Genomic DNA, 26,301 nt, shown 5'->3' with positions numbered 1-26,301 from the left:
TACACATGAACGGCGTCACAGCCCGCCGAGTATGTCCGATTATCCGAACCGAGTGCGGAGGGTTCCCGCTACCGAGTGGGTGCCTCCCTCGCTTCCCTCCTCGACGAGAGTAGCCCCCGGCCGAGAAAGAAGGAAGGGCGGCGAGTCTCGTCACTTCCGGACGACGTACCCATTCCGATTGAGAGCGGCGTGAACCGCTCGTTCGAGTCGCGCTGTGAGCTCTTCGTCTAGCCCTTCGAGCGCCGGCGTCTGCGACTCTAATCGGATTTCGGACCTCTCGTCGCCTTCGGCGAATCGATACGTTCGGCCGAATTTCTGTCCGTTATCTCCGTAGACGGTGACAACCACCCGTAAACCGGATGACGGTCGTTCGGACAGGGCGCGCCGGCCGGCGATCGTTTCGGACGCGTCGCCGGTTTCGATGACGCTCACTCGTTCGAAGTCGGTGAGAGAGGTGCTGAACTGCCCGATCATGAGCCGTTCCTCGAACCAGTCTCGCTCCCAGACGCGCTTATCGCCGCTCTCGGTGTCGCGGCCGATCACGCTCTCCGATGTAATGTCGGTCACGATCCACTTTGTGAGCGTCGGCGACTCCAATTCGGCGCCGGTTTTCGCTTCGATATCGCCCTCCTGGATGATATCACCTCTCCGCACTCGATAGTATCGGGGGCTCGAAAGCGGAAAGTCGATGAAAATTTCCGCGGAGTCAGTGCCGATTCCCGCTCGGATCCCCTGTACGTCTTTCGTGACTATCGTCTGGCTCTTTCGAACCTCTTTCTCGCTCATTGTCATCACCACCGTGCATTTTTCTGAGAGATCATATGGCGCTGAAGGCGATAAGCACGTCGCAGCCGTCCGATTTCTCGCTTCGCAGTCAGATCTCAACTCCCTGCCACAGCAGGCCGAACGGCTATGTCGATCGCCTCCCTCGAAGCTACTTGGCCGGGAATCAACTGGTGCTCAGAGGGTGATGGAGCGGTCGAAAACGGAGCTTTCTCGGGATTTCGCGTGTCACTCCCGGCCACTCTCTTTGTCGTCCCGACTCGCTCGTGAGGGAGAGAACGAGTCGGGAACGCGCTGTTCGACGCTCGGCGGAGGAGATAACCGGATGATCCGTCAGTATCACCGTGAGCGCGTCAGTCACGACTTTCTCGGGGCGCTGGCCGACCACGTCGCGAATCCGCGGTCCGCGCTCGAAGGGGCGGAACCGGGGCGCTGACCCCGCGGCGGTCGACCGCCTCCCGGAATCGCTGCCACGCGGAAGTTTATCCCGCTCTCCGCGGTAGTTCGTGCCATGGCATACGCCGTCAAGATGCCCAAGCTCGGACTAGAGATGGATCGTGGAACGCTGGTCGAGTGGCACGTCTCGGAGGGCGAGTCGGTCGAGGAGGGCGAGGTGATCGCGGAGGTGGAGTCCGAAAAGACGACCGGGGAGGTCACAGCGCGGGAGTCGGGCGTTCTCAGGCGGGTGCTCCTCGCGGCGGGCGAGAGCGCGGAACCGGGAGCCTCCATCGGCATCGTCGCCGGCCCCGACGAGGACGTGTCGGACCTGGAGGCGAGCGCCGGGGCCGCGGAGCCGTCCGCGCCGGACGAGGTCGACGCGGGGGCGTCGACCGCCGAGTCGAGCGCCGCGACCTCGGAGACGTCCGCCGGCGCGCGAACGGACGGCGCGAAGGCGTCCCCGAGGGCCAGGCGTCGCGCCGAGGAACTGGGCGTCGACCTGACCGCGATCGAGGGGACCGGCCCGCAGGGATCGATCACGGAGGGGGACGTCGAAGCCGCCGCGTCGACAGGCGAAGCCGCGTCGACAGGCGGCGAGGCGGAGACGGCCGGCGGCGGGGCGGAGGCGACCGCCGGATCGGTCAAGGCGTCGCCGCGGGCGCGGCGGCTCGCGAAGGACCTGGGCGTCGATCTCACGGGCGTCGAGGGGACCGGCCCGCAGGGGTCGATCACGGAGGACGACGTGATCGAGGTCGCGGACGCCGAGAGCACGAAGGCGACGGCGGAGGCGAGCGACGCGGCGTCGGCCGACGCGTGGCGGATCCGCGAGGAGCGGCCGCTGACCGGGATGCGCCGCACCATCGCCGAGCGGCTGGGAGAGAGCTACCGCGAGGCCGTCCACGTCACAGAGCACCGGACCGCCGACGCCGAGGCGCTGTTCGCGGCCGTCGACGCGGCCGAGAGCGCCCACGGCGCGGACGTCTCGGTCAACGACGTGCTGCTCGCCGCGCTCTCGGCGGCGCTCTCCGAGCACCCGGCGTTCAACGCGACGTTCGAGGAGGGCGTGCACTACCTGCACGAATCTCACAACGTCTGCGTGGCGGTGGACCTCGCCGGCTCGTCCGGCGCTTCCTCCGGCGACGAAACCGTCTCGACCGCTGATTCCGACGGGGGCCTCGTCGCGCCGGTCGTCCGCGGGATAGACTCGCTGTCGCTCGGCGAGATCGCCGAGGAGCGACGGCGCGTGACCGAGCGCGCCCTGTCGAGGGAGTACACGATGGACGACCTCGCCGGCGGCACATTCACCGTCTCGAACCTCGGCGTCCTCGGCGTCGAGTCGTTCGACCCGGTGATCAACCCGCCGCAAGTGGCGATCCTCGGCGTGAACGCCGTCGAGCGGCGGGCCGTCCCGGACGGGGACGGAGGCGTCGCCTTCCGCCGACACCTCCCGCTCGATCTCTCGTTCGACCACCGCGTCGTCGACGGCGCCGACGCCGCGCGCTTCCTCGGGACGCTCGTCGAACGCGTCGAGAATCCGTGGCCGCTCCTCGACGGGGTGGAACCCGAGGCGGTCGAGGTGACCGAGACCACCGAGACGACCGACGCGGCCGCCGAGGGCGGGAGCGCGACGGTCCGACTCCCCGAGGGTCGCGTCTCCGCCCGCGTCGATTCGGACCTCTCCGGCAGCGTCGCCGCCGGCTCCTTCGAGTACGACTTCGACGTCACGGAGGAGTTCGGCGACGGAGCGCCGTCCGCGCCGCGACCGGTCGATCTCTTCCTCGGATCGCTCTCGGCCTGCCTCGCGTCGAGCATCGGCGTGCAGGCGGCCATCCGCGACCTCGATCCCGGCGGTATCGAGGTCGAGGCGACGGCGGCGGAGGACGACCGCGGGTCCGTCGAATCGATCGACGTGCGCGTGACGGTCGACGCGGACGCCGACGAGGACACCGTAGAACGGATGGTGACGAACGGCGAGCGGACGTGTCACGTCTCCGAGCTCCTCCGCGAGGACCTGCCGGTGTCGCTCTCCTGGGAGCGGGCGTAGCCGCCGGTCCGCGTTTTTCGCGGCGTCGCCGCTTCGACGGCGGACCCGCGACTGGCGAGCTACGGCGACGCCGTGTACGTGTCGTCCGGTTCCGGAATCGCGTCCACGTTGTCGGCCGTCTCGAAGATGACGCCGTTGAGCTGCTCCTGGGTGTCGAAGTACCAGTACGGAACGTCGGCGTACACGCCGCTCTGGAGGACCGGCATGCCCGCGTCCTCGAACTCCTCGATCACGGCCTCCGGATCGTCGAACGCGAAGCAGGCGACGTGGTGCAGCCCCTCGCCGTGTTCCTCCAGGTGTTCGGTGTAGATGCTTTCGCCCTCCAGCGGTTCGATGAGTTCGAGCATCGTCCCGCCGACCTCGGTCAGGGCGAGTACCATCGAGTAGTCGTGCGGCTCTCCTCTGTACGTCGTGTCCGTGAGCGTCGGCGGCTCGAACCGGTACAGCTGCCAGGTGTCGACGCCGAGGACGCTGCCGAACCGATCCATCCCGTCCTCGATCTCCTCTACGACGAACGCGATCTGCGATATCTCGGGTATCTCCACGTCGAGCGCGGGTATCTCCGGGCGCATGTGAGTCGATGGACACGAGATAACAAATAGCACTGTCATCGGTTAACTGACTGTACCGTTTTCCGACCGTTCAGCCGCGAGAAAAGTGGCCGTCCTCGGCGGCGCGTTCGAACACCGCGTCGAACTCGACGAGCCGCGGGCCCGCGTCGACCGGACGGATCTCGACCGTCGCGTCCCGGATTTCGAGTTCGCGCTCGCCGTCCGCGCTCACGACGCCGCTCGGGACCTCGAAGCGGATCGGTTCCTCGGCGTCCAGGCGTCGCCACTCCGCGACGCCGACGCGCTCGACGACGCCGGGGACGGTGATAGCGCGCACGGTTTCGGGGGTCTCGTCCGGCGGACCGAACCGGAGACCGACGCCGCCGGAGTCGTCGGGCCGGTGCATCGCGAGCGCGCCGGCGACGCCGGACAGCCCGATCTCCGCCGGGAACGCGCGGGAGACCGCGCCGCCGAGGAAATCCTCCGCGTCGAGGATCGCCCGCGTGCCGACGAACGGCCGGTCGAGCACCCCGACCGTCGCGAGGCCGCGGACCGTCCGTTCGCCGCCCGCGCCCGCCACGCGCGCCTCGACCGTCCCGTGCCGCAGCGTGGTCTCGGCCGCCGGCACCGCGCCTGTGGCGACGAGCCCCGCGGCCGCGCCCGCGACGGTTCCGTCGACGGCGGCGGGGACGACGTTGTTCGTGCCGGTCGAGACGCTCGCGACGGGCACGTCGCCGATCTCCGCCGCCACGTCGCGGTTCGTCCCGTCGCCGCCGAGGACGACCGCCGCGTCGGCGTTCGACCGGAACCACCGGGCGGCGCGGCGCGTGTCCGCGGCGGTTCCCTCGATGGGGACGTCGAGGAGGTCAACGGGGAGGCCGTCGGGCGCGTCGTCCGCGATTCGGCGGGCGAGGCCACGCCCGTCCGGCATGACGACGACCTCGGTCTGCTCCGGCGCGAGCGCGAGACCGGCGAGGGCGCAACCCGCGGTCCGACGCTTCGCGTAGTTGTCGCTCACGCTCGCCCCGCCCGTGAGCCGGCGGATGTCGCGACCGGCGGCCGGGTTGACGACGAGCCCGACCGTCGCGGTCACGCCCGAACCCCGCCGTCGGCTCGGATCACGTCACGTTCTCGACCGCGGCGCGCACGTCGTCGGCGTCGGGGAGCACCTCCGCTTCCAGCGCCGGGCTGAACGGGATGTGGGTGTCCGGGACGCCGACCCGCTGCATCGGCGCGTCGAGGCTGAAGAACGCGCGGTCGTTGATCCGCGCCATCACCTCGGCGTGGACGCCGTACGACAGCGGGCTCTCGTCGGCGACGACCAGCCGTCCGGTCTTCTCGACGCTCTCGACCAGGGTGTCGGTGTCGAGCGGGTACAGCGAGCGGAGATCGATGACCTCGACACTCACCTCGCCGTCCAGCTCGTCCGCCGCCGACAGGGACTCGCCGACGAGCCGCTGGGTCGCGACGACCGTGACGTCGTCACCCTCGCGCTCGACGTGCGCCTCGCCGAGCGGGATCGTGAAGTCCGGATCCGTCGGTACGTCGCCCTCCTGCTCGTATATCATCTTGTTCTCGAAGAAGAACACCGGATCGTCCGACCGGATGGCCGATTTGAGCAGGCCCTTCGCGGCCGCCGGTGTCCCCGGTGTCACGGCGAGCAGGCCGGGGAAGTGCGCGAACCACGTGTGGACCGTGCCGGAGTGCTGGCTGGCGGCGCCCATTCCGCCGCCCTCGGTGGTTCGGACGGTGACGGGCATGTCGGTTTTCCCGCCGAACATGTAGCGCATCTTCGCCATCTGGTTCATGATCTGCTCCATCGGCACGCCGAGGAAGTCCGAGAACATGATCTCGATGACGGGGCGGGAACCGGTCGCGGCGGCCCCGACGCCCGCGCCAGTGAATCCCGCCTCGCTTATGGGGGTATCGCGGATCCGTTCGTCGCCGAACTCGTCGAGCAGGCCGTCGCTGACGTCGAAGACGCCCCCGAACGTGGCGACGTCCTCCCCCATGAGGAAGACGCGGTCGTCGCGCTCCATCTCCTCGCGGAGCGCCGCGCGGATCGCCTCGCGCACCGTCATCGTCTCCGTTCCGGGGGTACCGGCTCCCGGTCTCGCTTCGGTGCTCATCGGCTCTCACCCCCGTCGGTTCGGGCCTTCCGAGCGAACTGTTCGATCTCCGGGATCGAGGCGGCGAACATGTCGTCGTACGCCTCGTACGGGGCGGGATCGTCGGCGCTCTCGGCGAACGAGACGGCCTCCCGTATCGTCGCTTCGACCTCCGACTTCAGCTCCTCGTAGCCGTCCTCGGTGAGCGTGCCCGCGTCGATCAGCCGCCGCTTGAACGCCTCGATCGGGTCCCGCTCCCGCCACACCTCGATGTCGTCCTCGTCGCGGTACGGCTGGTGATCGCCCTCGAAGTGGCCGCGGAAGCGGTAGGTGTCCGCTTCGACGAGCGTCGGACCGTCGCCGGCGACCGCGCGCTTCCGCGCCTCGGCGACGGCCTCGTACACCGCGACGACGTCCATCCCGTCGACCGTGAAGCCCGGGATGTCGTACGCCTCCGCCGTCTCGCTCAGGTTCTCGACGTTGTGCTGTTTCTCGACCGGGGTTCCCTCCCCGAACTGGTTGTTCTCGACGAGGAAGATCGACGGGAGGTCCCAGGTCGCCGCGAGGTTGATCGCCTCGTGGACCTGCCCCTGCGCGACGGCCCCGTCGCCGCAGAACGAGAGCGCGACGCGCTCGTCGCCCTGGAGCTGGGCCGTGAGGGCGGCACCCGCCGCCAGTGGCGGACCGGCGCCGACGATGCCGTTCGCGCCGAGCATCCCGGCGTCCACGTCGGCGATGTGCATCGAACCGCCCTTGCCGTTGCAGTAGCCGTCGCGCTTTCCGTACAGTTCGGCCATCATGCGCGCGGGATCGAGCCCCTTCGCGATGCAGTGGCCGTGTCCGCGGTGCGTGCTCGTGATGTAGTCGTCCTCGTCGAGCGCGGCGCACGCCCCGACGGCGACGGCCTCCTCGCCGATGTACAGGTGTACGAACCCCGGGATTTCCCCGTCGGCGAAGAGCTGTCCGGCCGTGCTGTCGAACTCCCGGATGGTGAGCATCCGCCGGAGGATCTCCGTCTGTCCGTCCGCCGTTTCCACGTCTGCTGTTACCATGGTACATGATTAGATCATCAGTATCGATCATAGCTGTTGTGCAACCTTTCGGCAAGACTGACCGATTGTCGGCCGGTAACGGTCGGATCGCCCCCCTCGCTCGCGCCGGCGACAGAAGCCTTTTCGGTCCGCATCGGCAACTGATCACATGGGACGACAGCCGCCCGCTCGGCGGGGGACGCGGCGATGAACATGCTCGTCGAGGGCGAGTGGCGGACCGACGCCTACGAGTCAACGACGGAAGAGGGGGAGTTCGATCGACAGGGGACGACGTTCCGGAACTGGGTGGAAGACGACCCGGACGCGGAGTTCCCCGCGGAAGCCGGGCGGTACCACCTCTACGTCTCGCGCGCGTGCCCCTGGGCGCACCGGACGGCGATGACGCGTGCGCTGAAGGGGCTGGACCGCGCAGTCTCGCTCTCCCTCGTCGAACCGGTCCGCATCGACGACGGGTGGGAGTTTTCCGAATCGTACCCCGATCCGCTGCACGGCGAGGACTACCTCCGCGACGTCTACGTGAGGGCCGATCCCGACTACACCGGACGTGTGACAGTGCCGGTTCTGTGGGACAGAGAGCGCGAGACGATCGTGAACAACGAGTCCGCGGAGATCATGCGGATGCTCGACACCGAGTTCGACGCGCTCGCCGAGCGCGACGTGGATCTCTACCCGGAGGGCTATCGGGACGAGGTCGACCGGATCATCGACGAGATCTACGAGCCGATCAACAACGGGGTGTACCGCGCCGGCTTCGCCGGCACCCAGGAGGCGTACGACGAGGCGGTCGCGGAGCTCTTCGAGGCGCTCGACCGCTGGGAGGGCGTGTTGGACGAGCAGCGCTACCTCGTCGGGGAAGTGCTCACCGAGGCGGACCTCGCGATGTTCGCCACGCTCGTCAGGTTCGACCACGTCTACCACACGCACTTCAAGTGTAACCGACGGGCGGTCCACGAGTACCCGAACCTCTGGAACTACGCCAAGGAGCTGTACCAGCTGCCGGGTATCGCCGAGACGGTGAACGTGGATCACATCGTTCGGCACTACTACGAGAGCCACGGGGACGTCAACCCCAAACGCCTCGTACCGATCGGCCCCGACATCGACTTCTCCGAGCCGCACGACCGCGATCGCTTACCGGGCGGACCCCCGGAGGCGCTCTACGGATAGGTGCGACTAAGTGCCGAACAACGGGTGAATGGCGGGCCGGCGGCGCGTCCGAACCGCGAGGCGGGGCGCCGCGCACCCGCGAACCGCCTCACGACGACTGGTCAGCGCATGCGGGTTCTGGCCCCGTTCTCGGTTATGAATCTGAGGGGAGAAAGACGAGCGCCTCGGGATTCTGGTACGGTTCGACCTCCAGCTCGCCGCGTTCGCGCGCCTCGGTCAGCATGCCGTCCGACTCCGGTCGGGTGAGCCCGGCGATAGATTCGACGGCGAGCAGGAGGTCGTCCCGCTCGATCGCGTCCTTGCCCGTCTGTTCGCGCATGATCTCCACGAGCGACCGGAGCGTCTCCTCCTCGTCGAACCGCTCGTGCCAGCTCGGCGGGTACGCGCTGATGTTCCCGCCGATCCGGTAGTACACGTCCTCGTCGCGCCACGCCGCGTCGTCGACCGTCTTCCGTTCGATGTCGCGGTCGGACAGCTCCACGTCGTACCCCAGCCGTTCGGCGTACGCGTTCAGCAGTTCCAGCGGGATTCCGGGGTGATACTCCGGGTGGTGCCGTTCGAGGACTCTGACGATGTGCGGTCCGTGTTGCGTCTCGTGCTCCCTGAGTTCGGCGAGGACCGCCTCGTCGACCGCCGCCCGGTCACCGGTGTCGTTCGGTGCCATGACGCTCGGTACGTTGTCGAAGGGAATAAGCGGTGAGTTGGTCCGCCGACGCGAAGTTCTTGTCCGCGCGGAAGCTACCGAAGACACGGGAGATGGATCGAGACCGGGGCAGAGGCGGCGCGATAGGCCGCGCGGTTCGCCGCTTCGAGCCGCGGCCCCGCCTGGTCGACTGGTCGATCCTCCTGCTCGTCGCGTTCGAACTCGGAAGCGGCCTCCTGAGCCTCACCGTCGGTCGCCCCGGCGGCTCAGCCGTCTTCCTGCTTCACGGCGTCGCCGGGCTGACGCTCGTCTTCCTCCTGTTCTACAAGCTCCGGCGGGTCCGCCGCCTGTGGGACCGGGCGACCGGCCTGTCGGTGCTCACGACCGCCGTGGCCCTCGCGGCGCTCGGCTCGGGCGTCTTCTGGGTGTTCGGCGGGGACGTCCGGATCCTGTACTGGAACGCGCTGAGCGCCCACGTCCTGTTCGGACTGCTGCTCCTGCCGCTCGTGCTCGTCCACGCGGCGACCCGCGCCCGGCCCCCGCGGCGGGTCGACTTCCGGGGGCGACGAACCGCGCTTCAGTACGCCGGGCTACTCGTCGGCGGCGCGCTGGTCTGGCGGGCGCAACAGGGTGTAAATCGCCTGCTCGACACCGCGGGCGCCGACCGCCGATTCACCGGATCGAAACCGGTCGAGGGGGCGTCGTTTCCCGTGACGAGCTGGGTCGCTGACGACCCCGATCCGATAGACCCCGACAAGTGGCGGCTCCGCGTCGGCGGCCTCGTCGACGAACCGTACGAACTCGCCCCCGAGGATCTCGACGGGGCCGACGAGCTTCGGGCGCTCCTCGACTGCACGAGCGGGTGGTACACGGTGCAGGACTGGCGCGGCGTCCTCGTCGGCGACCTGCTCGATCGGGCCGGCGCCGACCCGGCGGGGGCGTGGGTCCGGTTCGTCTCGGTCACCGGCTACCGCTGGAGCCTGCCGCTCGACGAGGCTCGCGACGCGCTGCTCGCGACGCGCGTCGGCGGCGAACCGCTGAGCCACGGCCACGGCGCGCCCCTCCGTCTGGTCGCCCCCGGCCGACGCGGCTTCCAGTGGGTGAAGTGGGTCGAGGCGGTCGAGGTCCGCGACCGACGGGATCCGGCGCAGTGGTTCGTCACACTCGTCAGCGGGTTCGACTGACGGCGCGCCGACCGGAGAGGAAAGCGCTCGACCGCGACCGCCGATCACTGACCGCCGGCCGACGGCGGCGACTATCGGTCGGTCGGACTCACGTCGCTCCTCGCGCCATCGCGGATCTCGCGCTCCGCCTCCCCGAGCGCTCGCTCGCGGTCGAACCCGTCGACGATCCGGGCTAGTTCCTCCCGCGGCGCGTCGCGCAGTTCGCGGGCGTGGCGGGTGACGTTCGGCACGGCCCGGACGATGTTGTCGACGATCGGTATCGCCGCGGCGCGCGCCGAGCGCGAGAGGGGATTCAGGTCGATGACGATCTCGGTCTTGCCCATCGCGGAGAGCGCCTCGGCCCGGTCACCGTCCTCCAGCGGGACGAGCACCACGTCCGCGTCGCCGATGCCGTCGGCGTCGACCTTCGCCCGCTCGTGGGAGAGCCCCGGGATGCGGCCGTCGGCGTCCAGGCCCTTCACCTCCTCCGCGCCGTGTTCGCGGAGGTGGGCGGCGATGGCCGCCATCCGTTCGTCGGTCCGGTTGAACAGGTTGACCTCGATGTCCGCGCCGGTCGCCTCGGCGAGTTCGACGATCTCTCCCGGGACGAGCGCGGCGACGTTCCCGTTCACGGAGAGAACGGCGTGGTCGGCGAGGAGGAGCGCCGCCGCCGCGGCCCGCTCGGCCGCGTCCGCGCCGTCCGTCGTCCGCTCGCCGAGGAGGTAGTCGAACGCCTCCCCGCGCCCCTGCGCGATGAGCCCCTGCCGGCTCGTGATCCCCTCGTCTACCCCCTTCTCGATGCGATGCCGCGTGAGAAGCGACTCGTACCGGGGGTGGTCCTCGGGGATTCGAATCTCGCTCATACCCGACGTTGGTCGTCCTCCCGAAAAAGCCCGCCATTTCGTCCCGGCGGCGAGAAGGTCGACTCCGAACCCCCGGGATCCGTTCCGCGCCTCGCGGCCCACCGACGGACGGTGTCGGTTCGGGGTCCTACACCGAGGCGACAGACGGTGTCGCCTCGGGTCTCACACCTCGCCGGTGACAGTACCGGCTCGGGTCTTACACCTCGTCTCCGAGGAGTGCCGCCCCCGTCGGGTGAGTCCGACACGCCGTCGCGTCGTAGCCCGCGTCCGAGAGTCCCGTTCCGAGCGCGAACGCCGTCCGGCCGAGCATCGCCATCGACGCCTCGCCGCCCGCCTCGCTCACGTCCCGAACGGCGGCCGCGACCTCGTCGGTCAGGAGCCCCGCCTCGCGGGCGAACCGCCGCGAAGCCGACATGAGCCGCGGGAGGGTCGGTTCCGCGACCAGGCGGGAGAGGGCGTGCTGTCCGGCCGTCGAGAGCCGCTTCGTGTCGCCCGAGAGCACCTCCTCCGTCGGGAGGTCGCCGAACGTGACGTATTCGATCCTCGCGCGCGCGGGGATTCCGTCGAGCAGGCCGTACCCCGGCGCTCCCGGCTCCAGGCGGATCGGCAACCCGCCGCGGGCCTGCGCGACCACGTCGCCGAGACCCGTCCCCGCCTGCACTTCCGCGCCGTGGGCGACGGTCGTGAGCTCGTTCTCCGAGTGGCCGCACCCGAACGCGGCGTTGGCCGCGAGCGCCGTCCCGAGCGACATCGCCCCGGAGACGCCGAATCCGGCGCCGAGGGGGAGGTCGGTCTCGGCCGAAACGCGCGCGTCGACCCCGAGCGCGCCGAGGACCCGCTCCACCGGCTCCATCTCGATCGGCGAGCCGTTCAGCGCGATCCGGGTGGTGGACGCCGGCCGGACCGTCACCTCGACGCCGTCAGAGAGGGTCAAGCCGGCGCCGCGGGACCCGGCCTTCGTCGGCTCGTCCGCCGGATGGGCGCTGAAAAAACCGGTGATGTGCCCGGGGACGAACGCGGCTACCTCGTCGCTCATGAACGGTCAAATGGCGAGGTCCCGATTAATCGTTGTTATCCCGCCGCGCCGGATCCGGGGGAGGGAAGTCGAGTGAGCGAAGGCGAGGTGCCGGAGGCGACCGGCCGCGCGGGTCGGCCGCGCGCGCTCAGCGGTCGTCGAAGTACTTCTCCGTGAGCCGGATCCGCGCGTTCGGGTGCTGTTCGGCGTCGGCGACGACGATCCCCTCGTCACCGAGCGCCTGTAGCTCGGCCGCCGCGTCCCGCCAGCTCACGCCGCCGATGACGGTCGCGACGTTGAGCAGGACGTTCTCGGGGACGCCTTTACCGGCGCCGCCCGTGGCGAAGGCGCTCCGGCTGTCGTCCACGTCCTCCAGGATGACTTCGAGGTACCGCGCCGGATCGGTCTCCCCCTCCAGCCGGTCGTACCACGACGCGGGGTAGAGGCTGACGCGGCCGTCGCCGACCTCGTACAGCGCGTCGGGCCCCTGCCACGACTCCGCGTCGGTGCGGTGAAGCTCCAGCGCCGCGTCGACCTGGTCGACGCTCATCGGTCCGCCGTGTCCTTCGAGGTGCTCGGCGTACTCCCGGAGCCGGTCCGCCGGCACCCCCGGCTCCGGATCGGCCTCGTGTCGCTCGACGAGCGTGATGAGGTTCTCGACGGAGAACGCTTCGCCCCTGCCTTCGGCCTCGTCGAGGACGCGATCGTTCAGGTCGGCCATACGCGCGCTTAGGACCTGTTCGGGATAAGCGGCGTGGCCGGCGCCTCGAATCGACGGAGGCGACCGAGATCGAACCAAAACGGCCGGTGCGCTACGGACTCAGCCGCTGTCTGTCTCGCGGGAACAGCACCGCCTCGCGGATGTTCGGCAGGTCGAGCATCGTCATGACGAGGCGCTCGCCGCCGAGGCCCCAGCCGGCGTGCGGCGGCATGCCGTACTTGAACATCTTCGTGTAGTACTCGAAGGAGTCCGGATCGAGCCCCTGCTGTTCGAAGCCCTCGACGAGCTTCTCGTAGCGGTGCTCGCGCTGTCCGCCCGAGACGAGCTCCATCCGGGGGTGCATCATGTCGAAGCCGGTCGACAACTGCGGATCGGCGTCGTGGTCCTTGATGTAGAACGGCTTGATCTCGCTCGGCCAGTCGGTGATGAAGTAGTGCCCGCCGACGTCGTCGCCGAGCGCCCGCTCGGCCTCCGTCGAGAGGTCGTCGCCCCAGACGAGCTGCTCGTCGAGCTCGCCCGTCGCGTTGATGCGCTCTATGGCCTCCTCGTAGCTGATCCGGGGGAAGTCGTCCTCCGGAACCTCGAACTCGTCGGCGAGCCCGAGCGTTTCGAGCTCCTCGGCGCAGTTGTCGGCGACGGCCTCGTAGGCGGCCCTGACGACGCTCTCGCAGGCGTCCATCGCCTCGCGCTGGTCGATGAACGCGCTCTCGAAGTCGATCGAGGTCGCCTCGTTCAGGTGGCGGGGCGTGTTGTGCTCCTCGGCGCGGAAGATCGGCCCGATCTCGAATACCCGCTCCAGCCCGGAGCCAATCATCAGCTGCTTGAACAGCTGCGGCGACTGGTTCATGAACGCCTCGCGGCCGAAGTAGGTGATCGGGAACAGCTCCGTGCCGCCCTCCGTGCCGGTGGCGACGATCTTCGGCGTGTTGATCTCGGTGCAGCCGATCGAGCGGAACTGCTCGCGCACGGCCCGAAGCACCTCGGCGCGGATCTCGAAGATCGCCTTGACCTCCTCCTTGCGGAGGTCGAGCGTCCGGTTGTCCAGCCGGGTCGAGAGCTCGGCGTCGACCTTCCCGGAAGGGTCGAGCGGGAGGTCGGGCGCGGCCTCCGCGAGCACCTCGATCGACTCGGGGACGATTTCGACGCCCGTCGGGGCGCGCGGCTCCTCCTCCACGTCGCCGGTGACGGTGACGACGCTCTCGCGGTGCACGCCGAGGCCCGTCTCGACGAGCTCGTCGTCCATCTCGTCCTTCTCGAACTTGATCTGGATCCTCCCGGTCTTGTCCCGGAGGATCAGAAAGGCGATGCCGCCGAGGTCCCTGATCTCGTGGACCCACCCGGCGACCGTGACCGTCCGGCCCGGCTCGGCATCGGCCGTGTAGGTTCTGTTTCGCATGTCCCCCAGTTCTGGACGGCTCGTCTTAAAAACGGTCTTTTCGGTCGGCCCCCGTCCCGCGGGACACGCGGGCTCGGCGCGCCCGTTCCGTCGGCGTTTCGCTTCTCGCCGCCGGCGTGTCGTGCCTGCGATCGGCATGTCGGTTTCCGCCCCACCCGGTCACACTATTCCAGCGACGAGGAGCGACGCGGCGGCGACAGCGAGCCACGCGCCGCCGGTTCCCGACGTTCGGTGCGGATGCGCGAATCGTCTCCCGGATTCGATTCCGTATCGGGAATCGACGCCGGACACGTTGCCGATACGCGAATTGATGTGCCCGGAGCGCGTACCGGAACTCGTGCCAGAAGAGACCATCTTTTCGGTCGAACAGTCGATGGATCGGGCGGAGATCGCGCGGTACCTCAGAACGGTCGCCGACGCCGTCGAGTCGGACGGCGAACTCACGCTCAGCGCCGGCGAGCAGAACGTCACGCTGCAGATCCCGACGCGGCCCACGTTCGAAGTGGAGGCGGAGCGGGAGACGCCGAGCGGCGGCGGACGGGGCGAACTGAGCGTCGAGTTCGAGATCGAGTGGGACGAGGGCGACGAGGGCGACGACGGGACGCTCCGAATCGAGTAGCCCGGGCGCCTCCGCCGCCCGGATCCCCGAGTCGAAGTGAGCAAGTTTCATTCCGGTGGTGCGTGAGACCCCGGTATGGTCGCTGACGCACTGGACGAACTGGATCGATACATCATTCACTCCTTACAGCGGGACGCCCGCAACACGTCGGCCCGCGAGATCGCCGACGTGATGGACGTCTCCCCCAGCACGGTGCGAAACCGGATCCACCGGCTCGAAGACGAGGGGTACATCAGGGGGTACCACCTCGACCTGGACTACGAACGCGCGGGTTTCCAGCTCTACACGCTCATCATCTGCACCGCGCCCATCCCCGAGCGGGAACGGCTCGCACAGGACGCCGTCGAAGTTCCGGGCGTGATCAGCGTCCGGGAGATCATGACCGGCGCGGGCAACGTCCACATCGTCGCGGTCGGCACCGACAGCGACGACCTCAGCCGGATCGGACAGGACCTGAACGCCCTCGGCTTCGAGATCGTCGACGAGGACATCGTCCGCAACGAGTACGTCCACCCGTACCACGGGTTCGCCATCGAGGAGAATTCTACGGAGTAGATCGACGTAACCGGCGGTGTGCCCGGAAACTGGAGGTGTAACCGGCGGGACGCCCGGAGATCGGAGGAGTCGCCGGCGTTCGAATCGGGACCGACCGATCAGGAGGTGATCCGCTCGGCGTGCGCGTCCTTGACCCCTTCGACGGTCTCGCGGACGGCGTCGACGCCCTTGTCGTGCAGCAGGTTGCCCACCACGACGGTGTCGGCGTGCCGTCCCATCGTGTGTGCGGAGTCGTAATCCCGGATGCCGCCGCCGTAAAAGAGCGTCGCGCGATCGAGCGCGTCGCGCGCGGCCGCGACCTTCTCCGGGTCGCCGAAGGTGCCCGAGTACTCGACGTAGACGATCTCCTGGCCGAACATCTTCTCCGCGACGGCGGCGAACGAGGCGACGTCCTCGGCGGTCTGGTCGCAGTCGGCGTTGGTGTACTCGGCGACCGACGAGTCGGGGTTGAGAACGATGTACGCCTCCGTGTGCGTCCGGTTCCAGTCGAGGCCGCTTTCGATCCGAACCCACTCCTTGTGCGCGCCGACGATCCAGAAGTGGTCCTGCGAGTTGAACACGGTCGGGATGAGATAGCCGTCGAGCGCGTCCGAGTCGATCACGACGCCCGGGTTCGACGGCTCCTGGTAGAGCGGCACGTCGTACTCGGCGCACGCGTCGATGACGGCGCTCATGTTCTCCTTGGTCATGCCCGTGGTCCCGCCGATCTCGATCGCGTCGGTCCCGGTGGCGCACACGTCCGCGAACGTCTCGTCGCCGACGAGTTCCTTGTCCGGGTCGATTTTGGTGATGTGATCCCAGTGTTCCCAGGGAGCGGTCATTGCGGCTTTCTACTCCGTGGAGCGGTTAAAAAGCCCGCGGAACCTCCCTGTCCGCCGTCACGAGCATCGTTCACGCGCCGCAGGGCGACGGAGGGAAACGGGCGGACGGGGCCGCGTCGACTCGCCCGTCGGCATCGGGGGCGGGCTCTGCGCGGTCCGCTCGGGCGATCGGGAGCGGTCGTCTCGATGACCGGACAAATTCTCTCACGTTCGTCAAATCGAACATGATGAGAGCGGCTGAGTGTCCAACTGACGTACAAACACAGCCGGAATGATAAAGTGTCGACGCGAGGAATCGAACGATAGCGGACCACCGATGGGAGAAGCGAAACGGAGTTACGTCGACGCGCTCGTCCGCAAACTGACCGCGGAGCGGTCCGGCCGGCGGAGATACCTCCTCGTCCTCTCGCTCGCGTTCGCGTACGGCCTCGGCGCGGTCGCGTTCTGGCGTCACACCGTCGAACTCTCCCCGGCCGCCGAGCGACTGCTCGCCGCCGTCTCGGGGCTCCTCTTCGAACTCGCACGCCCCTTCGTCTTTCTCGCCGTCTCCGCCGCGGCGTTCCACCTCCTCTCCGCGCCGTTCGCCTCGAAGGGGAACGCGGCGACCACGGCCACCTCGCTCCTCCCGGGCTTCGTCCCGCTGCTCTCCGTGAGTCTCCTCGAGATCGGGTACTACCTGTCGCCCCTCCACGCCACGCCGCCCGGCGACCGCGGCCTCGATGCGCTCGCGCTGTATCTCCGTGCGCCGGCGGCGGAGTCGCCGGTCCTCGCGGCCGCGGCGGCCGTCGCGCTCTTCTGGGCCATCTTCTCGTGGACCTTCGCCGTCTCCGAGGTGCGGGGGGTCACCGTCCCCAAGTCGGCCGCCGTCGTCGGGCTGCCGGTGGCGACGCTCCTCTTCGTCGGGTTCCCGTAGGTCGGACGCCCCGCCGATCAGTCCGCCTTCGCCTGCCACTTCCGCACCGTGTCCGCCCCGACGCCCTCGACCGACGCCGCGAGGTCGTCCGGGTCGGCGTCCTTGAGCCCGTCGACGTCCTCGATGCCCGCCTCCTTGAGCTTCTCCGCCGTCTTCTTGCCGATCCCCCGAATCGCCTCCAGCTCGGAGCCGCTCTGTCGGGCCTGGTACTCCCGGTAGTTGCAGATCGGACAGCCGAGCTCCCAGGGCTCGTCGCCGTTGTGCACCACGAGGTGCGGGAGGTCGTGCTCCTCGCAGCGCTCGTCCGTCACCTCGATCTCGCCGCGCCGGGGCAGCGGGAGCGAGTAGTCGCAGTCGGGGTAGCGCGTGCAACCGACGAGCCGCGAGCCGGAGCGGAGGCGCTTGATCGCCAGTTCCCCGCCGTGCTCGTCCCCGCACGACGGACACGCGCCGATCACCTCGTCCTCCTGCTCGTCGGCCTCGTCGGCCTTGCACTGCGGACAGCCGTGGGTGAACGTCTTGCGCCCGGCGAGCATCTTCACGTGCCGGAGGTCGTGCTCCTCGCACGTCTCCTCCAGGATGAGCGGCTTGCCGGTCGACGGGAGCGGGAGCGTGTAGGTGCAGTCGGGGTAGCCGTCGCAGCCGACGAAGTACGACCCGCGCCGGCTCTTTCGTATCAGGAGGTCGCTGCCGCAGTCGGGACACGGCCCGAGCGTCTTGTCCGCCTTGAGCGACTGCTGGAGGTGGTCGCCGAGTTCCTCGCCGGATTCCATGAGCTCGTCGAACACCTCCTCCAGTATCTCGCGGGATTCGTCGGTCACCTCGTCGAGCGTCGCGTCGCCGTCGGCGATGGCCGCCATGTCCTCTTCGAGCCGGGCGGTCATCTCCTCGCTCACGATGAGGTCCGCGAACTCCTCGGCGGCCTCGACGACCGCCTTCGCCAGCCGCGTCGGCCGCGGCGGGTCGCTCTCGATGTACCCCCGGTCGTAGAGCTTCTGGATCACGTCGTGACGGGTCGCCTTGGTTCCGACCCCCATCTTCTCCATCGTCTCGATGAGCCGCGACTGGCCGTACCGCCGCGGCGGCTGGGTCTGCTTCTCTTCGAGCCGCGTGTCGGCGACGGAGAGCACCTCGCCCTCCTCGACCGCCGGGACGAAGTTCTCCGTGTTGTTGAAGTACGGGTACACCTCGTGGTACCCCCGCTTCACGAGCCGCTTGCCGTTCGCCTTGAGCGACAGCGCCGAGTCGCCGGACCCGACGTCGGCGACGACCCGGAGGTGCTCCCACTTCGCCGCCTCCGCCACCGTGGCGAAGAAGCGCCGGACGACGAGCTCGTACACCTCGAACTCGTCCTCGGAGAGGTCGGCCGCGCTCGGAAGCTCGCCGGTCGGGTGGATCGGCGGGTGGTCGGTCGTCTGCTTTTCGCCCTCCGTCGGGGAGATCTCGTCCTGTCCGAGGAGGGACTCCGCGTCGTCGCCGAACCGGCGGTCCCCGAGGAACTCCTCCAGCAGTTCCCGGGGGTCGAGATCCTCGGGGTAGACGGTGTTGTCCGTCCGCGGGTAGGTGACGTACCCCGCCGTGTAGAGGTCCTCGGCGATGCTCATCGCCCGCTGGGCGGAGTAGCCGATGCTCCCCGCCGCGCGGATGAACTGCGTCGTGTTGAACGGCGCGGGCGGGCGGTCCGTCCGGGTGCGCCGCCGGACCGACTCGACGGTCGCGCTCGACGCCCCGCGGAGCGTCTCGTACGCCTCCTCGGCGGCGTTCTCGTTCCAGACGCGCTCCGCCTCGTTGCCGTCCTCGTCGAGGTAGAAGTACTGCGCCTCGAAGGCGTCCTCCTCGCCGTCCTTCAGCAGTTCGGCGAACAGCTCCCAGTAGTCCTCGGGGTCAAACGCCTCGATCTCGCGCTCGCGGTCGACGATGAGCTTCAGCGTCGGCCCCTGCACCCGGCCCACGCTGATGAAGTCGTCGCCGAGCTGTCGCGCCGAGAGGGAGAGAAAGCGGGTGAGCGCGGCCCCCCAGACGAGGTCGACGATCTGCCGGGCCTCCCCGGCGGCGGCCAGGTCGAAGTCGATCTCGTCGGGGTTCTCGAACGCCTCGGTCACCTCGCGCTGAGTGATAGACGAAAAGCGCACGCGGTCGACCGGCACGTCCTCGTTCACGTCGCGGACGAGCTCGTACGCCTCCTTGCCGATCAGCTCCCCCTCGCGGTCGTAGTCGGTCGCGATGGTGACCCGGGAGGCGTTCCGCGCGAGCCGGCGGAGCGCCCGCACGATGTTCTCCCGCGTCGGCTGTTTGGCGATGGGCGCGTCGATGAGCTCGACCGGCTCGACGTCCCGCCAGTCGTTGTACTCCGGCGGGAAGTCGACGCCGACGACGTGCCCCGACAGCCCGATGCAGCGCTTGCCGCCCCACTTGTAGACGTTGACGCCGTTCGTCCGCTCGGCGTCCGCGGACCCGCCGCTGAGGATGTCGGCGATCCGTCTCGCGGCGTTGTCCTTCTCCGTGATTATCAACTCAGGGCCACGACTCATTGAGGGCGGGTAGGAAAAGCGGCGGCCTAAATCTTTCGCGGCGCGCCGCGGAAAATCGCAAGCAGAGGCGGTCGTGCGCGCTCGTACGCGCGAGGAGGACGAGAGCGAACCGCGCGAACCGCGCAACCGTCGACGCACGGGATAGAACGCCGGCACACCCCGGGCGGAACCGGTCGCCGTGGCCGGAAGGTGCGTCCTTTTTTGTCGGCCTCCCGTGACCAACGGCGTGTCCGGACGAGAGGGCAGTCGCGTCGACATGACCACCGGAGCGGTGACGCCGAAGCTCGCCGCGCTAGCGTGGCCGCTCGTCGCCGGCAACCTCCTGCAGACGTTCTACAACCTCGCGGACATGTTCTGGGTCGGTCGCGTGAGCCCCGAGGCGGTCGCGGCCGTCTCGCTCATGTTCCCCCTGTCGTGGATGTTCGTCTCCACGGCGATGGGCATCACGGCGGCGACGATCGCGCTCGTCTCCCAGTACGTCGGCGCGGGCGAGGATCGGGAGGCGGACAACGTCGTCGCGCAGACGGCGTTCCTCACCGTCGCCGTCGCGGTGACGCTCGCGGCGCTCGGTCTCGCGGTCCGCCGTCCCCTGCTCGGCGCGATGGGGCTCTCCGGGCGGGTGTTCGTCGAGGCGCTGGCGTACATCGAGGTCATCTTCCTCGCGCTCCCCTTCACGTTCCTGTTCTTCGCGTTCCGCGCCGCCCTGCAGGGCGCGGGCGACACGAAGACCGCGATGTGGCTGATGGTGCTCTCCGCGGGGCTGAACGTCGTGCTCGATCCGCTTTTCATCCTCGGTCCGGGGCCGTTTCCGGCGTGGGGGACCCGCGGGGCCGCGGTCGCGACGTTCGTCGCCCGCGGGCTGGCGGCCGCCGCGGGCGTCTACGTCCTCCTGCGCGGCGACTGGGGGGTTCGACTCCGCGTCGGCGACCTGCGCCCCGACCGCCCGACGCTCCGCAAACTCGTCGCGGTCGGCTACCCGGCGACGATCGACGGCTGGGCGCGGAGCTTCGCCGCCGTCGCGATGGCCGCCCTCGTCGCGCAGTTCTCCGTCGCAGCCATCGCCGCCTACGGCATCGGCGTGCGGCTCATGTCGGTCTCCTGGACCGTCGCCGGGGCGGTCGGGCAGGCGACGGCGACGGGCGTCGGCCAGAACCTCGGCGCGGAGACCCCGGACCGCGCCGCGGAGGTGACGTGGAAGGCGACCGTCGGGACGATGGGGCTCCTGTTCGCCGCGGCGGCGCTCGTCGTCGCGTTCCCCGCCGTCGCGATGCGCGCGTTCGTGAACGACGCCGCCGTCGTCGACGAGGGCGTCGTCTTCCTCCGGATCATCGCCCCGTTCTGGGCGTTCTTCGGCGGCACGATGGTCATCCAGGGCGCGTTCCGCGGCGCGGGGCGGACGAAGGTGGCGATGGCGCTGTCGTTTCTCTCGCGGTGGGTCTTCCGCGTCCCGACGGCGCTCGCGCTGGCGTTCGCGTGGAGCGTGACGCTGCCGGGCGGCGCGACCGCGTCTGCGCTCGACTGGGGCGTGAACGGGCTCTGGTGGGCCTTTTCCGTCGGCGCGACCGCGTCGTTCGTCGTGGCCGTCCTGTGGTTCAAGCGCGGGAGGTGGCGCGAGGGCGTCATCGACCGCGAACCGACGGGGGCGGCCGGGGTCGTCGAGACCGATTAATGCGGTCGTCGACGGATACGTTGGTGCCGCTCACTCGGACGACGGAGTCGAACGAGATTCGACCGGATCGGGAGCCGTCAGCCAGTCGAGTCGCCTCCCGAACCGTTTCAGTCCGGTGTCGTGCGTCCAGAGCGTCGAAACGTCGGTCCGTTCCATCGCAGCCACGACTGAAGCGTCCCGTCCGTCGATTCCGAGGTTCGGGTACGCGTCGAGCAGGGTCGCGGCGGCGCGAACGTCCTCGGGCGAGAGCGCCGCGACCGTCGTGTTTTCGAGGTTCAGAAAGCGCTCGACGGCGTCGGCGCTCTCGGCCAGCTGGTTGTTCAGGTAGTGGACCACTTCCATCTGAAGCACCGTCGTCGTGAAAAGCGGCTCCGCGGAGAGCAGGCGGGTGACGGGCTCGGAGATCGCCTCGTGTTCGGAGCGCTCCGCGTCGAAGTAGTACACCCAGATGTTCGCGTCGAGACAGTACATTCGTCAGCGACCCGTCGGGAGGTCGCCCGTCCAATCCGCCTTCAGGTCGGCCGGGGAGAGTTCGGCCGCGTCGGGCCGACGCGTCGATTCGGTGATACAGCCGCGCATCGCGTCGACGAACGAGTCACGGGAGATTCGCGGCTTGACGACGATGCGGCCGTCCTCGACGGACACCTCGACGCGTTCGCCCGGCCGCAGGTTCAGCCGGTCGCGGACCGATTTCGGAATGGTGACGCGACCCTTCTCGTCGATGTGACGCTCAGTTCCGTCCGCGCGCATACGGTTCCCACTTCGGTGGGAACACGAAAAACTGTCCCGGTGGCTACTCGTCCCGCCGCTCTCTGAGCGTCGCGTTCACGTCACCGAGGTCGGTGGGATTGATCGAACGGAGTCGTTGCGACCGTAAAACGGATTCGTCGGGGAACGCCGCGGCCATCGCGCGGACGGCGTCACTCGGTTCGCATTCCCTGGTAGGCCAGCGCGACCCCGACGACGAACACCACCACGGCAAGGTAGATCGGACCGAGGTGCGTCACCCAGTCGTGGGAGAACCCGCCGACCCAGTGCATCGGCAGGGCGAGCGCCAGCCCGACGACGGCCGCGACGACGGCGGTGGCCCACGCCCACCGCAGCCGCTGGCGGACCCCGTACCAGGAGAGCGCGGTGACCGCGATCCCCGTGGAGATGATGAACGCCGCCGTGGCGACGTGGAGGTGGCTGATGTAAAACGCCACGGTCGGGTTCAGATCCGCCGGGGTCATTCCGTCGAGGTGGGCGACTCCCAGTTCGAATCCGCTGCCCACGAAATTCAGGACGAGGAACACGATTCCGTAGCCGATGAATCCGACGCCCGCGAGCGCCATCAGCAGGGACCCGCTCCGGAGCTTTCCGTTGAGCTCGACCTGTTCTTCCCGTTCGCCCGCTACCGCCTGTTCTGTTACTTCCATGATCACTTGTGTGCGCTGAGAGAGACGCTCTTCACGCCGTACTTCTGACACGCGTTCGCTGCCTGATCGGAGATGAACTCGTACGTGGTGTTTTCCCGAACGTCCGTCACCTCGAATCCGGCCGCTTCGATGAGGGTCGTATAGCGGTCGATCTGTTCGGCCCCGCCGATACAGGCCGCCCAGAGATCCGCGTCGGTCTTGATGCTCTCCGGCATCTGTTTCTCGCTGATGATGTCGGAGACGGCGAGCCGGCCCCCCGAGGCGAGAACGCGATTCGCTTCCTCGAACACCCGCGTTTTCTCCGGCGAGAGGTTGATGACTCCGTTCGAGATCACGACGTCGAACGTCCCGTCCTCGAACGGCAGCTCCTCGATGTACCCCGCCTCGAACGAGACGGCGTCCATTCCCGCCTCGTCTCGCAACCCCCGCGCCTTCTCGAGCTGCTCGTCGGTCATGTCCAACCCCGTGACGCTGCCCGACTCGCCGACGCGGAGCGCCGCGACGAACGCGTCCGTCCCCGACCCGCTGCCGAGGTCGAGCACGTCGTCTCCTTCCCCGATGTCGGCGAGGTCGAAGTGGTACCCCACGCCCGCGAAGGATTCGAGGGCTTCCGCGGGGATCCGGTCGAGGTCGTCCGCCGGATAGCCGAGTCGCTCGGCCAGCGGACGACCCATCTCGAAGTGGTACTCTCCGGTCGGCGCCTCCGCGACGTCCCGGTAGACGTTCTTGACCGCCCGCTCGAGTTTTTCGACGTCCAGTGTGTTCGCCATCCGTTCTCACCCTCTCAGTCGTCGACCGGTACCTCGGCCGGGGTGTTGACGGTCAGCTGGACGTCCTGGGCGAGCGAGACGAGCGTGTAAACGGGCGCTCGACGCGCCCACTCGTCTATCTGATCCTCGTCGAGGTCCGCGCCCGCGACCTCGATTTCGGCAGTCAGGTTCTCGAAGACGGCGTCGGCCTCGTCGAGGTCCGCGAGGCTGAACAGGACGCCGGGGTCGAAATCGGTCCGGACGCGCGTCTGGAGACGCTCGATCTCGACGCCGTTCGCGACGGCGTTGATGGTGATGCCGACGTTGATGCATGAGGCGAGCGCGGAGAGCGCGACCTCTATCGGCTCCATCCGGTCGGTTCCGCCGACCCACCCGCCCGCGTCCAACACTTCCTTCCACCCCCCGTACGGGATCGTGTACTCGCGCGTCTCGCGCGCGATCGTCTCGCCGCCGAGCGTGTACGAGTCGATCTTCGCCAGGCTGTGAGCGCAGGTCCCCTCGTAGGTAGATCGGGCCCCGAGGCCGAGCTGCACCTCGTCGGGGTTTTCGGCCGCGTATTCGGCGAACCCTTCGAGCTTGTCGACGTTTACGCCGTGTCTGATCTGCTGGTCGTCTGTCATGGTTTCGTTTCGCCTCCCGGCGGGAGTGGAGACGAGCGCGAGGGTTAGGTAGCTATCTCGTGAGATTTCGGCGGCGACTACCCGCCGTGCAGCCGATGGAAGATGGTCACCGGCTGGAGGCGGTACCTCCCGGTGAGTGGCCGCCGTGGTGAACGCCCGCCGCAGTCGGAACGCCGTGCGCCCCCGCGACCGGCGGGTCGCCCGAAAACGCGGCGCTCCGAGGGGAAGGCGGAGCGGGAAAATGCGGAGGTCGGGGTCGGGTATCGTCACACGACCTGCAGGTGGTTCTCCTGCAGTTCCTCGTCCGTGTACTCCCGACCGTGGACGTCTCTCATGTGTTTCTTGGCCAGTTCGATCGCTTCCGCCTCGTTTTCCGACTGGATGATGAACCGGCAGTCGGCCGCTGCCGCCTCACAGTCGAGTTTGTGTGCTTTTGTCATCGGTGGGGGTCACCCTCCGCGAGGGACGGTACGAGCCCGAGAGACAGGTAGCTATCTGGTGGCGTCGCGGCAGCCGCTGACCGGCGTGCAACCGATGGAAGGGAGTCACCGGTCGAAGGCGGGGAGCCGACCGCGATGCCGATTCGCCTCTGCACCCGAGCGAGTCGCCGGCGCTCACCGAGGCGGGTGCCGCGACGTAAGAACAGCCGACGCGACGTCCTCGATCCCGCCCGCGGCGCCCGGAGCGTCACTCCGCGACCGTTTCGAGGGGAATCGTCGGCGTCTGGCGTCGGTAGGACCTGTAGATAGATTCCGCCCACTCGCGGGCCTCCGACGCGTCGGTATCGACCAGCACGCGAACCGTTACGCTGTCGGGATCGTAGCCGCTGATCGCGACTCGGCGGTCGAAGATCCCGACCCCGTACGGCGGTAACTCGTCGTGCAACCGGACCGTGAGATTGCCGCTCTCCAGGGCCTCGGAAAACAGCTCCGGGCAGGTCGAGCGGATGTATCTGGCCACGCGCGGCGGATCGATGATCTCCGTCTGCATGCCGTCGACGATCCGCCGACAGAGCTCGTCCTTACACGGCTCGAACAACGCCACGTCGAATCCGGCGAACCGAAATCGATCCGTCTCCCGTAACAGGGACGTGAATCGGTTCACCGGGCGGTACGGGTCGTCGGCGTCGGCGACCGTCACGACCGCGTCGGAGCACATCTCGATCGTGAAACCGCACTCCTCGCCGGGGAGCCAGCGCCAGACGTCGCGGAGCCGCCGCTCGGTCTCGACCCGTTCGATCATCTCGGCCAGCGCGGAGGCGACGAACGCGCCCAGCTGCGTCGCTTCGAACTGATAGCCGTCCCTGCGGATCCAGTTGCGGTCTTCGAACTCCCGGAGGGTTCGCCGGATCGTCGACGACGAGACCCCGGTCAGTTCCCACAGTTCGGATCGACTCCGGGGACGTACCGTCAGCGCGATGAGCGTCGGGATCCGGTGATCGGCCCGCGTGAGGTACGCGACGTCGTCGATCGACGATCCCGTGCCACCCGGATCTTTGGTATTCGATAGCATGGTTCACGTACATGGTCGGGTGGTATAACTATTCCTCCGCCGGACAGTCAGCGCCGAAATCGGAGCGGGGTTGCTCACGCCGGAGGGGCTCGTGCAGTCACTCGACGACCGATTCGAGCGGCCGGGCCTCGCGTCGGTACCGCTCGTACGTCGACTCCGCCCACTCCCGGGCGGCCTGCGCGTCGGTGTCGATCAACGCCCGGACGGTTCCGCTGTCCTGATCGATGCAGCTAACGGCGATTCGGTCGTCGAAGAACCCAATCCCGTAGGGCGGCAGCCCGTCGTGTAGCAGAACCGTCAAGTTGCCGCTTTCGAGCGGCTCCGAACAGTGCTCCGGATACGTCGAGAGGATGTACCTGGCGACGCTCGGCGGATCGATGATCTCCGTCTCCATGCCGTCGACGATCCGCTCTCGGAGCGCGTCCTTGCAGGGTTCGAGCAGGGCGACGTCGAACCCGACGAACCGGAACCCGTTCGTCTTCCGGAGTAACGACGCGAATCGATTCACCGGAGCGTACGGGTCGTCGGGTTCGGCGACCGTCACGACCGCATCGGAACACATCTCGATGGTGAAGCCGCTCTCCTCGCTCGGAATCCAGTTCCAGACGTCCCGAAGCTTCCGCTCGGTTTCGACCCGGTCGAGCAGTTCCTCCATCGCGTCCGCGACGAACGCTCCCAGCTGCGTCGTCTCGTACCGGTACCCGTTCCTGCGGATCCAGTTGCGGCTTTCGAACTCCCGAAGGGTCCGGCGGATCGTCGACGACGAGACCCCGGTCAGTTCCCACAGTTCGGATCGACTCCGGGGGCGAGCGCTCAGCGCGACGAGCGTCGGGGCGCGGTGTTCTGACCGCGCGAGGTACCCGACGTCGTCGATCGGCGAATCCGCGGCGCCGAACGTCCCGCCGTCGACTTTCATGCCATACGGTACC

27 protein-coding genes are annotated in these 26,301 nt (G+C 68.6%); 7 read left to right on the top strand and 20 right to left on the bottom strand.

The annotated features are described in order from the left end of the window. Positions 1–150 precede the first annotated feature (150 nt). Positions 151–885 carry a hypothetical protein gene (locus tag CNO20_RS08440; protein ID WP_143423164.1) on the bottom strand — a complete coding sequence of 245 codons (735 nt, stop codon included), beginning with the start codon at positions 883–885 and terminating at the stop codon, positions 151–153. 409 nt (positions 886–1,294) lie between these two features. On the opposite strand from CNO20_RS08440, the gene CNO20_RS08435 reads away from it, so the two are divergent. Next, complete coding sequence (locus tag CNO20_RS08435) at positions 1,295–3,265, top strand: 2-oxo acid dehydrogenase subunit E2 (RefSeq protein WP_101295675.1); 1,971 nt, start codon at positions 1,295–1,297, stop codon at positions 3,263–3,265. 59 nt (positions 3,266–3,324) lie between these two features. Here CNO20_RS08435 and CNO20_RS08430 read toward each other — a convergent pair whose 3' ends face one another. From CNO20_RS08430 to CNO20_RS08415, 4 genes are all read right to left on the bottom strand, one after another. Beyond that, entirely contained in the window at positions 3,325–3,837 is a 513-nt protein-coding gene (locus tag CNO20_RS08430) for a VOC family protein (RefSeq protein ID WP_101295674.1), read from the bottom strand. 70 nt (positions 3,838–3,907) lie between these two features. Beyond that, on the bottom strand, positions 3,908–4,909 hold the full coding sequence (locus tag CNO20_RS08425) for an NAD(+)/NADH kinase (protein ID WP_101295673.1): 1,002 nt from the start codon (positions 4,907–4,909) through the stop codon (positions 3,908–3,910). Between the two features lie 25 nt (positions 4,910–4,934). Next, a complete protein-coding gene (locus tag CNO20_RS08420; RefSeq protein ID WP_101295672.1) occupies positions 4,935–5,945 on the bottom strand; it encodes an alpha-ketoacid dehydrogenase subunit beta in 1,011 nt (336 codons plus the stop codon). After that, on the bottom strand, positions 5,942–6,976 hold the full coding sequence (locus CNO20_RS08415; protein ID WP_101295671.1) for a thiamine pyrophosphate-dependent dehydrogenase E1 component subunit alpha: 1,035 nt from the start codon (positions 6,974–6,976) through the stop codon (positions 5,942–5,944). The genes CNO20_RS08420 and CNO20_RS08415 overlap by 4 nt, the downstream gene beginning before the upstream one ends. Before the next feature lie 186 nt (positions 6,977–7,162). On the opposite strand from CNO20_RS08415, the gene CNO20_RS08410 reads away from it, so the two are divergent. Then, positions 7,163–8,143 carry a glutathione S-transferase family protein gene (locus CNO20_RS08410; RefSeq protein WP_101295670.1) on the top strand — a complete coding sequence of 327 codons (981 nt, stop codon included), beginning with the start codon at positions 7,163–7,165 and terminating at the stop codon, positions 8,141–8,143. A gap of 133 nt (positions 8,144–8,276) precedes the next feature. Here CNO20_RS08410 and CNO20_RS08405 read toward each other — a convergent pair whose 3' ends face one another. Next, complete coding sequence (locus tag CNO20_RS08405) at positions 8,277–8,807, bottom strand: hypothetical protein (RefSeq protein WP_101295669.1); 531 nt, start codon at positions 8,805–8,807, stop codon at positions 8,277–8,279. 92 nt (positions 8,808–8,899) lie between these two features. Here CNO20_RS08405 and CNO20_RS08400 point away from each other — a divergent pair, with 92 nt between their 5' ends. Continuing rightward, complete coding sequence (locus tag CNO20_RS08400; RefSeq protein ID WP_101295668.1) at positions 8,900–9,970, top strand: molybdopterin-dependent oxidoreductase; 1,071 nt, start codon at positions 8,900–8,902, stop codon at positions 9,968–9,970. A gap of 71 nt (positions 9,971–10,041) precedes the next feature. Here CNO20_RS08400 and CNO20_RS08395 read toward each other — a convergent pair whose 3' ends face one another. The 4 genes from CNO20_RS08395 to aspS all read right to left on the bottom strand — a co-directional run bounded on the left by CNO20_RS08395 (position 10,042) and on the right by aspS (position 13,944). After that, a complete protein-coding gene (locus CNO20_RS08395) occupies positions 10,042–10,812 on the bottom strand; it encodes a 4-phosphopantoate--beta-alanine ligase (RefSeq protein ID WP_101295667.1) in 771 nt (256 codons plus the stop codon). Positions 10,813–11,008: 196 nt separating this feature from the next. Further along, positions 11,009–11,848, bottom strand: a complete 840-nt coding sequence (locus CNO20_RS08390) for a pantoate kinase (RefSeq protein WP_101295666.1) — start codon at positions 11,846–11,848, stop codon at positions 11,009–11,011. Between the two features lie 127 nt (positions 11,849–11,975). Continuing rightward, positions 11,976–12,548 (bottom strand): hypothetical protein, encoded by a 573-nt coding sequence (locus tag CNO20_RS08385; protein ID WP_101295665.1) that lies wholly within the window; start codon positions 12,546–12,548, stop codon positions 11,976–11,978. A gap of 91 nt (positions 12,549–12,639) precedes the next feature. Continuing rightward, entirely contained in the window at positions 12,640–13,944 is a 1,305-nt protein-coding gene (gene aspS, locus CNO20_RS08380) for an aspartate--tRNA(Asn) ligase (protein WP_101295664.1), read from the bottom strand. A 337-nt stretch (positions 13,945–14,281) separates the two neighbouring features. On the opposite strand from aspS, the gene CNO20_RS08375 reads away from it, so the two are divergent. Both CNO20_RS08375 and CNO20_RS08370 read left to right on the top strand, forming a co-directional pair. Then, positions 14,282–14,563 carry an amphi-Trp domain-containing protein gene (locus CNO20_RS08375; RefSeq protein ID WP_101295760.1) on the top strand — a complete coding sequence of 94 codons (282 nt, stop codon included), beginning with the start codon at positions 14,282–14,284 and terminating at the stop codon, positions 14,561–14,563. A 75-nt stretch (positions 14,564–14,638) separates the two neighbouring features. After that, on the top strand, positions 14,639–15,118 hold the full coding sequence (locus tag CNO20_RS08370; RefSeq protein ID WP_101295663.1) for an Lrp/AsnC family transcriptional regulator: 480 nt from the start codon (positions 14,639–14,641) through the stop codon (positions 15,116–15,118). Between the two features lie 98 nt (positions 15,119–15,216). Here CNO20_RS08370 and CNO20_RS08365 read toward each other — a convergent pair whose 3' ends face one another. Then, positions 15,217–15,939, bottom strand: coding sequence for a phosphoglycerol geranylgeranyltransferase (locus CNO20_RS08365; RefSeq protein ID WP_101295662.1), 723 nt, complete (start codon positions 15,937–15,939; stop codon positions 15,217–15,219). Positions 15,940–16,255: 316 nt separating this feature from the next. Here CNO20_RS08365 and CNO20_RS22940 point away from each other — a divergent pair, with 316 nt between their 5' ends. Next, positions 16,256–16,852: a hypothetical protein gene (locus tag CNO20_RS22940; protein ID WP_101295661.1), complete on the top strand. Its 597-nt coding sequence runs from the start codon at positions 16,256–16,258 to the stop codon at positions 16,850–16,852. 17 nt (positions 16,853–16,869) lie between these two features. Here CNO20_RS22940 and CNO20_RS08355 read toward each other — a convergent pair whose 3' ends face one another. Then, a complete protein-coding gene (locus tag CNO20_RS08355) occupies positions 16,870–19,383 on the bottom strand; it encodes a DNA topoisomerase I (protein ID WP_101295660.1) in 2,514 nt (837 codons plus the stop codon). Positions 19,384–19,639: 256 nt separating this feature from the next. Between CNO20_RS08355 and CNO20_RS08350 the strand changes: the two genes are divergently transcribed. Beyond that, positions 19,640–21,052 (top strand): MATE family efflux transporter, encoded by a 1,413-nt coding sequence (locus tag CNO20_RS08350; RefSeq protein WP_101295759.1) that lies wholly within the window; start codon positions 19,640–19,642, stop codon positions 21,050–21,052. 30 nt (positions 21,053–21,082) lie between these two features. Here CNO20_RS08350 and CNO20_RS08345 read toward each other — a convergent pair whose 3' ends face one another. The 8 genes from CNO20_RS08345 to CNO20_RS08310 all read right to left on the bottom strand — a co-directional run bounded on the left by CNO20_RS08345 (position 21,083) and on the right by CNO20_RS08310 (position 26,288). Beyond that, positions 21,083–21,523, bottom strand: coding sequence for a type II toxin-antitoxin system VapC family toxin (locus CNO20_RS08345; RefSeq protein WP_101295659.1), 441 nt, complete (start codon positions 21,521–21,523; stop codon positions 21,083–21,085). Between the two features lie 3 nt (positions 21,524–21,526). After that, positions 21,527–21,802: an AbrB/MazE/SpoVT family DNA-binding domain-containing protein gene (locus CNO20_RS08340; protein WP_101295658.1), complete on the bottom strand. Its 276-nt coding sequence runs from the start codon at positions 21,800–21,802 to the stop codon at positions 21,527–21,529. 170 nt (positions 21,803–21,972) lie between these two features. Continuing rightward, positions 21,973–22,470, bottom strand: a complete 498-nt coding sequence (locus tag CNO20_RS08335; protein ID WP_101295657.1) for a hypothetical protein — start codon at positions 22,468–22,470, stop codon at positions 21,973–21,975. A 2-nt stretch (positions 22,471–22,472) separates the two neighbouring features. Continuing rightward, positions 22,473–23,240: a methyltransferase domain-containing protein gene (locus CNO20_RS08330; RefSeq protein ID WP_101295656.1), complete on the bottom strand. Its 768-nt coding sequence runs from the start codon at positions 23,238–23,240 to the stop codon at positions 22,473–22,475. A 14-nt stretch (positions 23,241–23,254) separates the two neighbouring features. After that, the gene (locus CNO20_RS08325; RefSeq protein ID WP_101295655.1) at positions 23,255–23,860 is read right to left on the bottom strand and encodes an OsmC family protein; all 606 of its coding nucleotides are present in this window, start codon (positions 23,858–23,860) and stop codon (positions 23,255–23,257) included. Between the two features lie 266 nt (positions 23,861–24,126). Continuing rightward, entirely contained in the window at positions 24,127–24,300 is a 174-nt protein-coding gene (locus tag CNO20_RS08320; protein ID WP_101295654.1) for a DUF1059 domain-containing protein, read from the bottom strand. 247 nt (positions 24,301–24,547) lie between these two features. Further along, a complete protein-coding gene (locus CNO20_RS08315) occupies positions 24,548–25,372 on the bottom strand; it encodes a helix-turn-helix transcriptional regulator (protein ID WP_101295653.1) in 825 nt (274 codons plus the stop codon). A 97-nt stretch (positions 25,373–25,469) separates the two neighbouring features. Then, complete coding sequence (locus CNO20_RS08310) at positions 25,470–26,288, bottom strand: helix-turn-helix transcriptional regulator (protein ID WP_101295652.1); 819 nt, start codon at positions 26,286–26,288, stop codon at positions 25,470–25,472. Positions 26,289–26,301: the final 13 nt, after the last annotated feature.

The sequence above is a fragment of the Halegenticoccus soli genome (assembly GCF_002844195.1).
Classification (GTDB): Archaea; Halobacteriota; Halobacteria; order Halobacteriales; family Haloferacaceae; genus Halegenticoccus; species Halegenticoccus soli.
The sequence above is the reverse complement of the archived record's forward strand: the minus strand, read 5'-3'. Positions and strand labels throughout refer to the sequence as shown.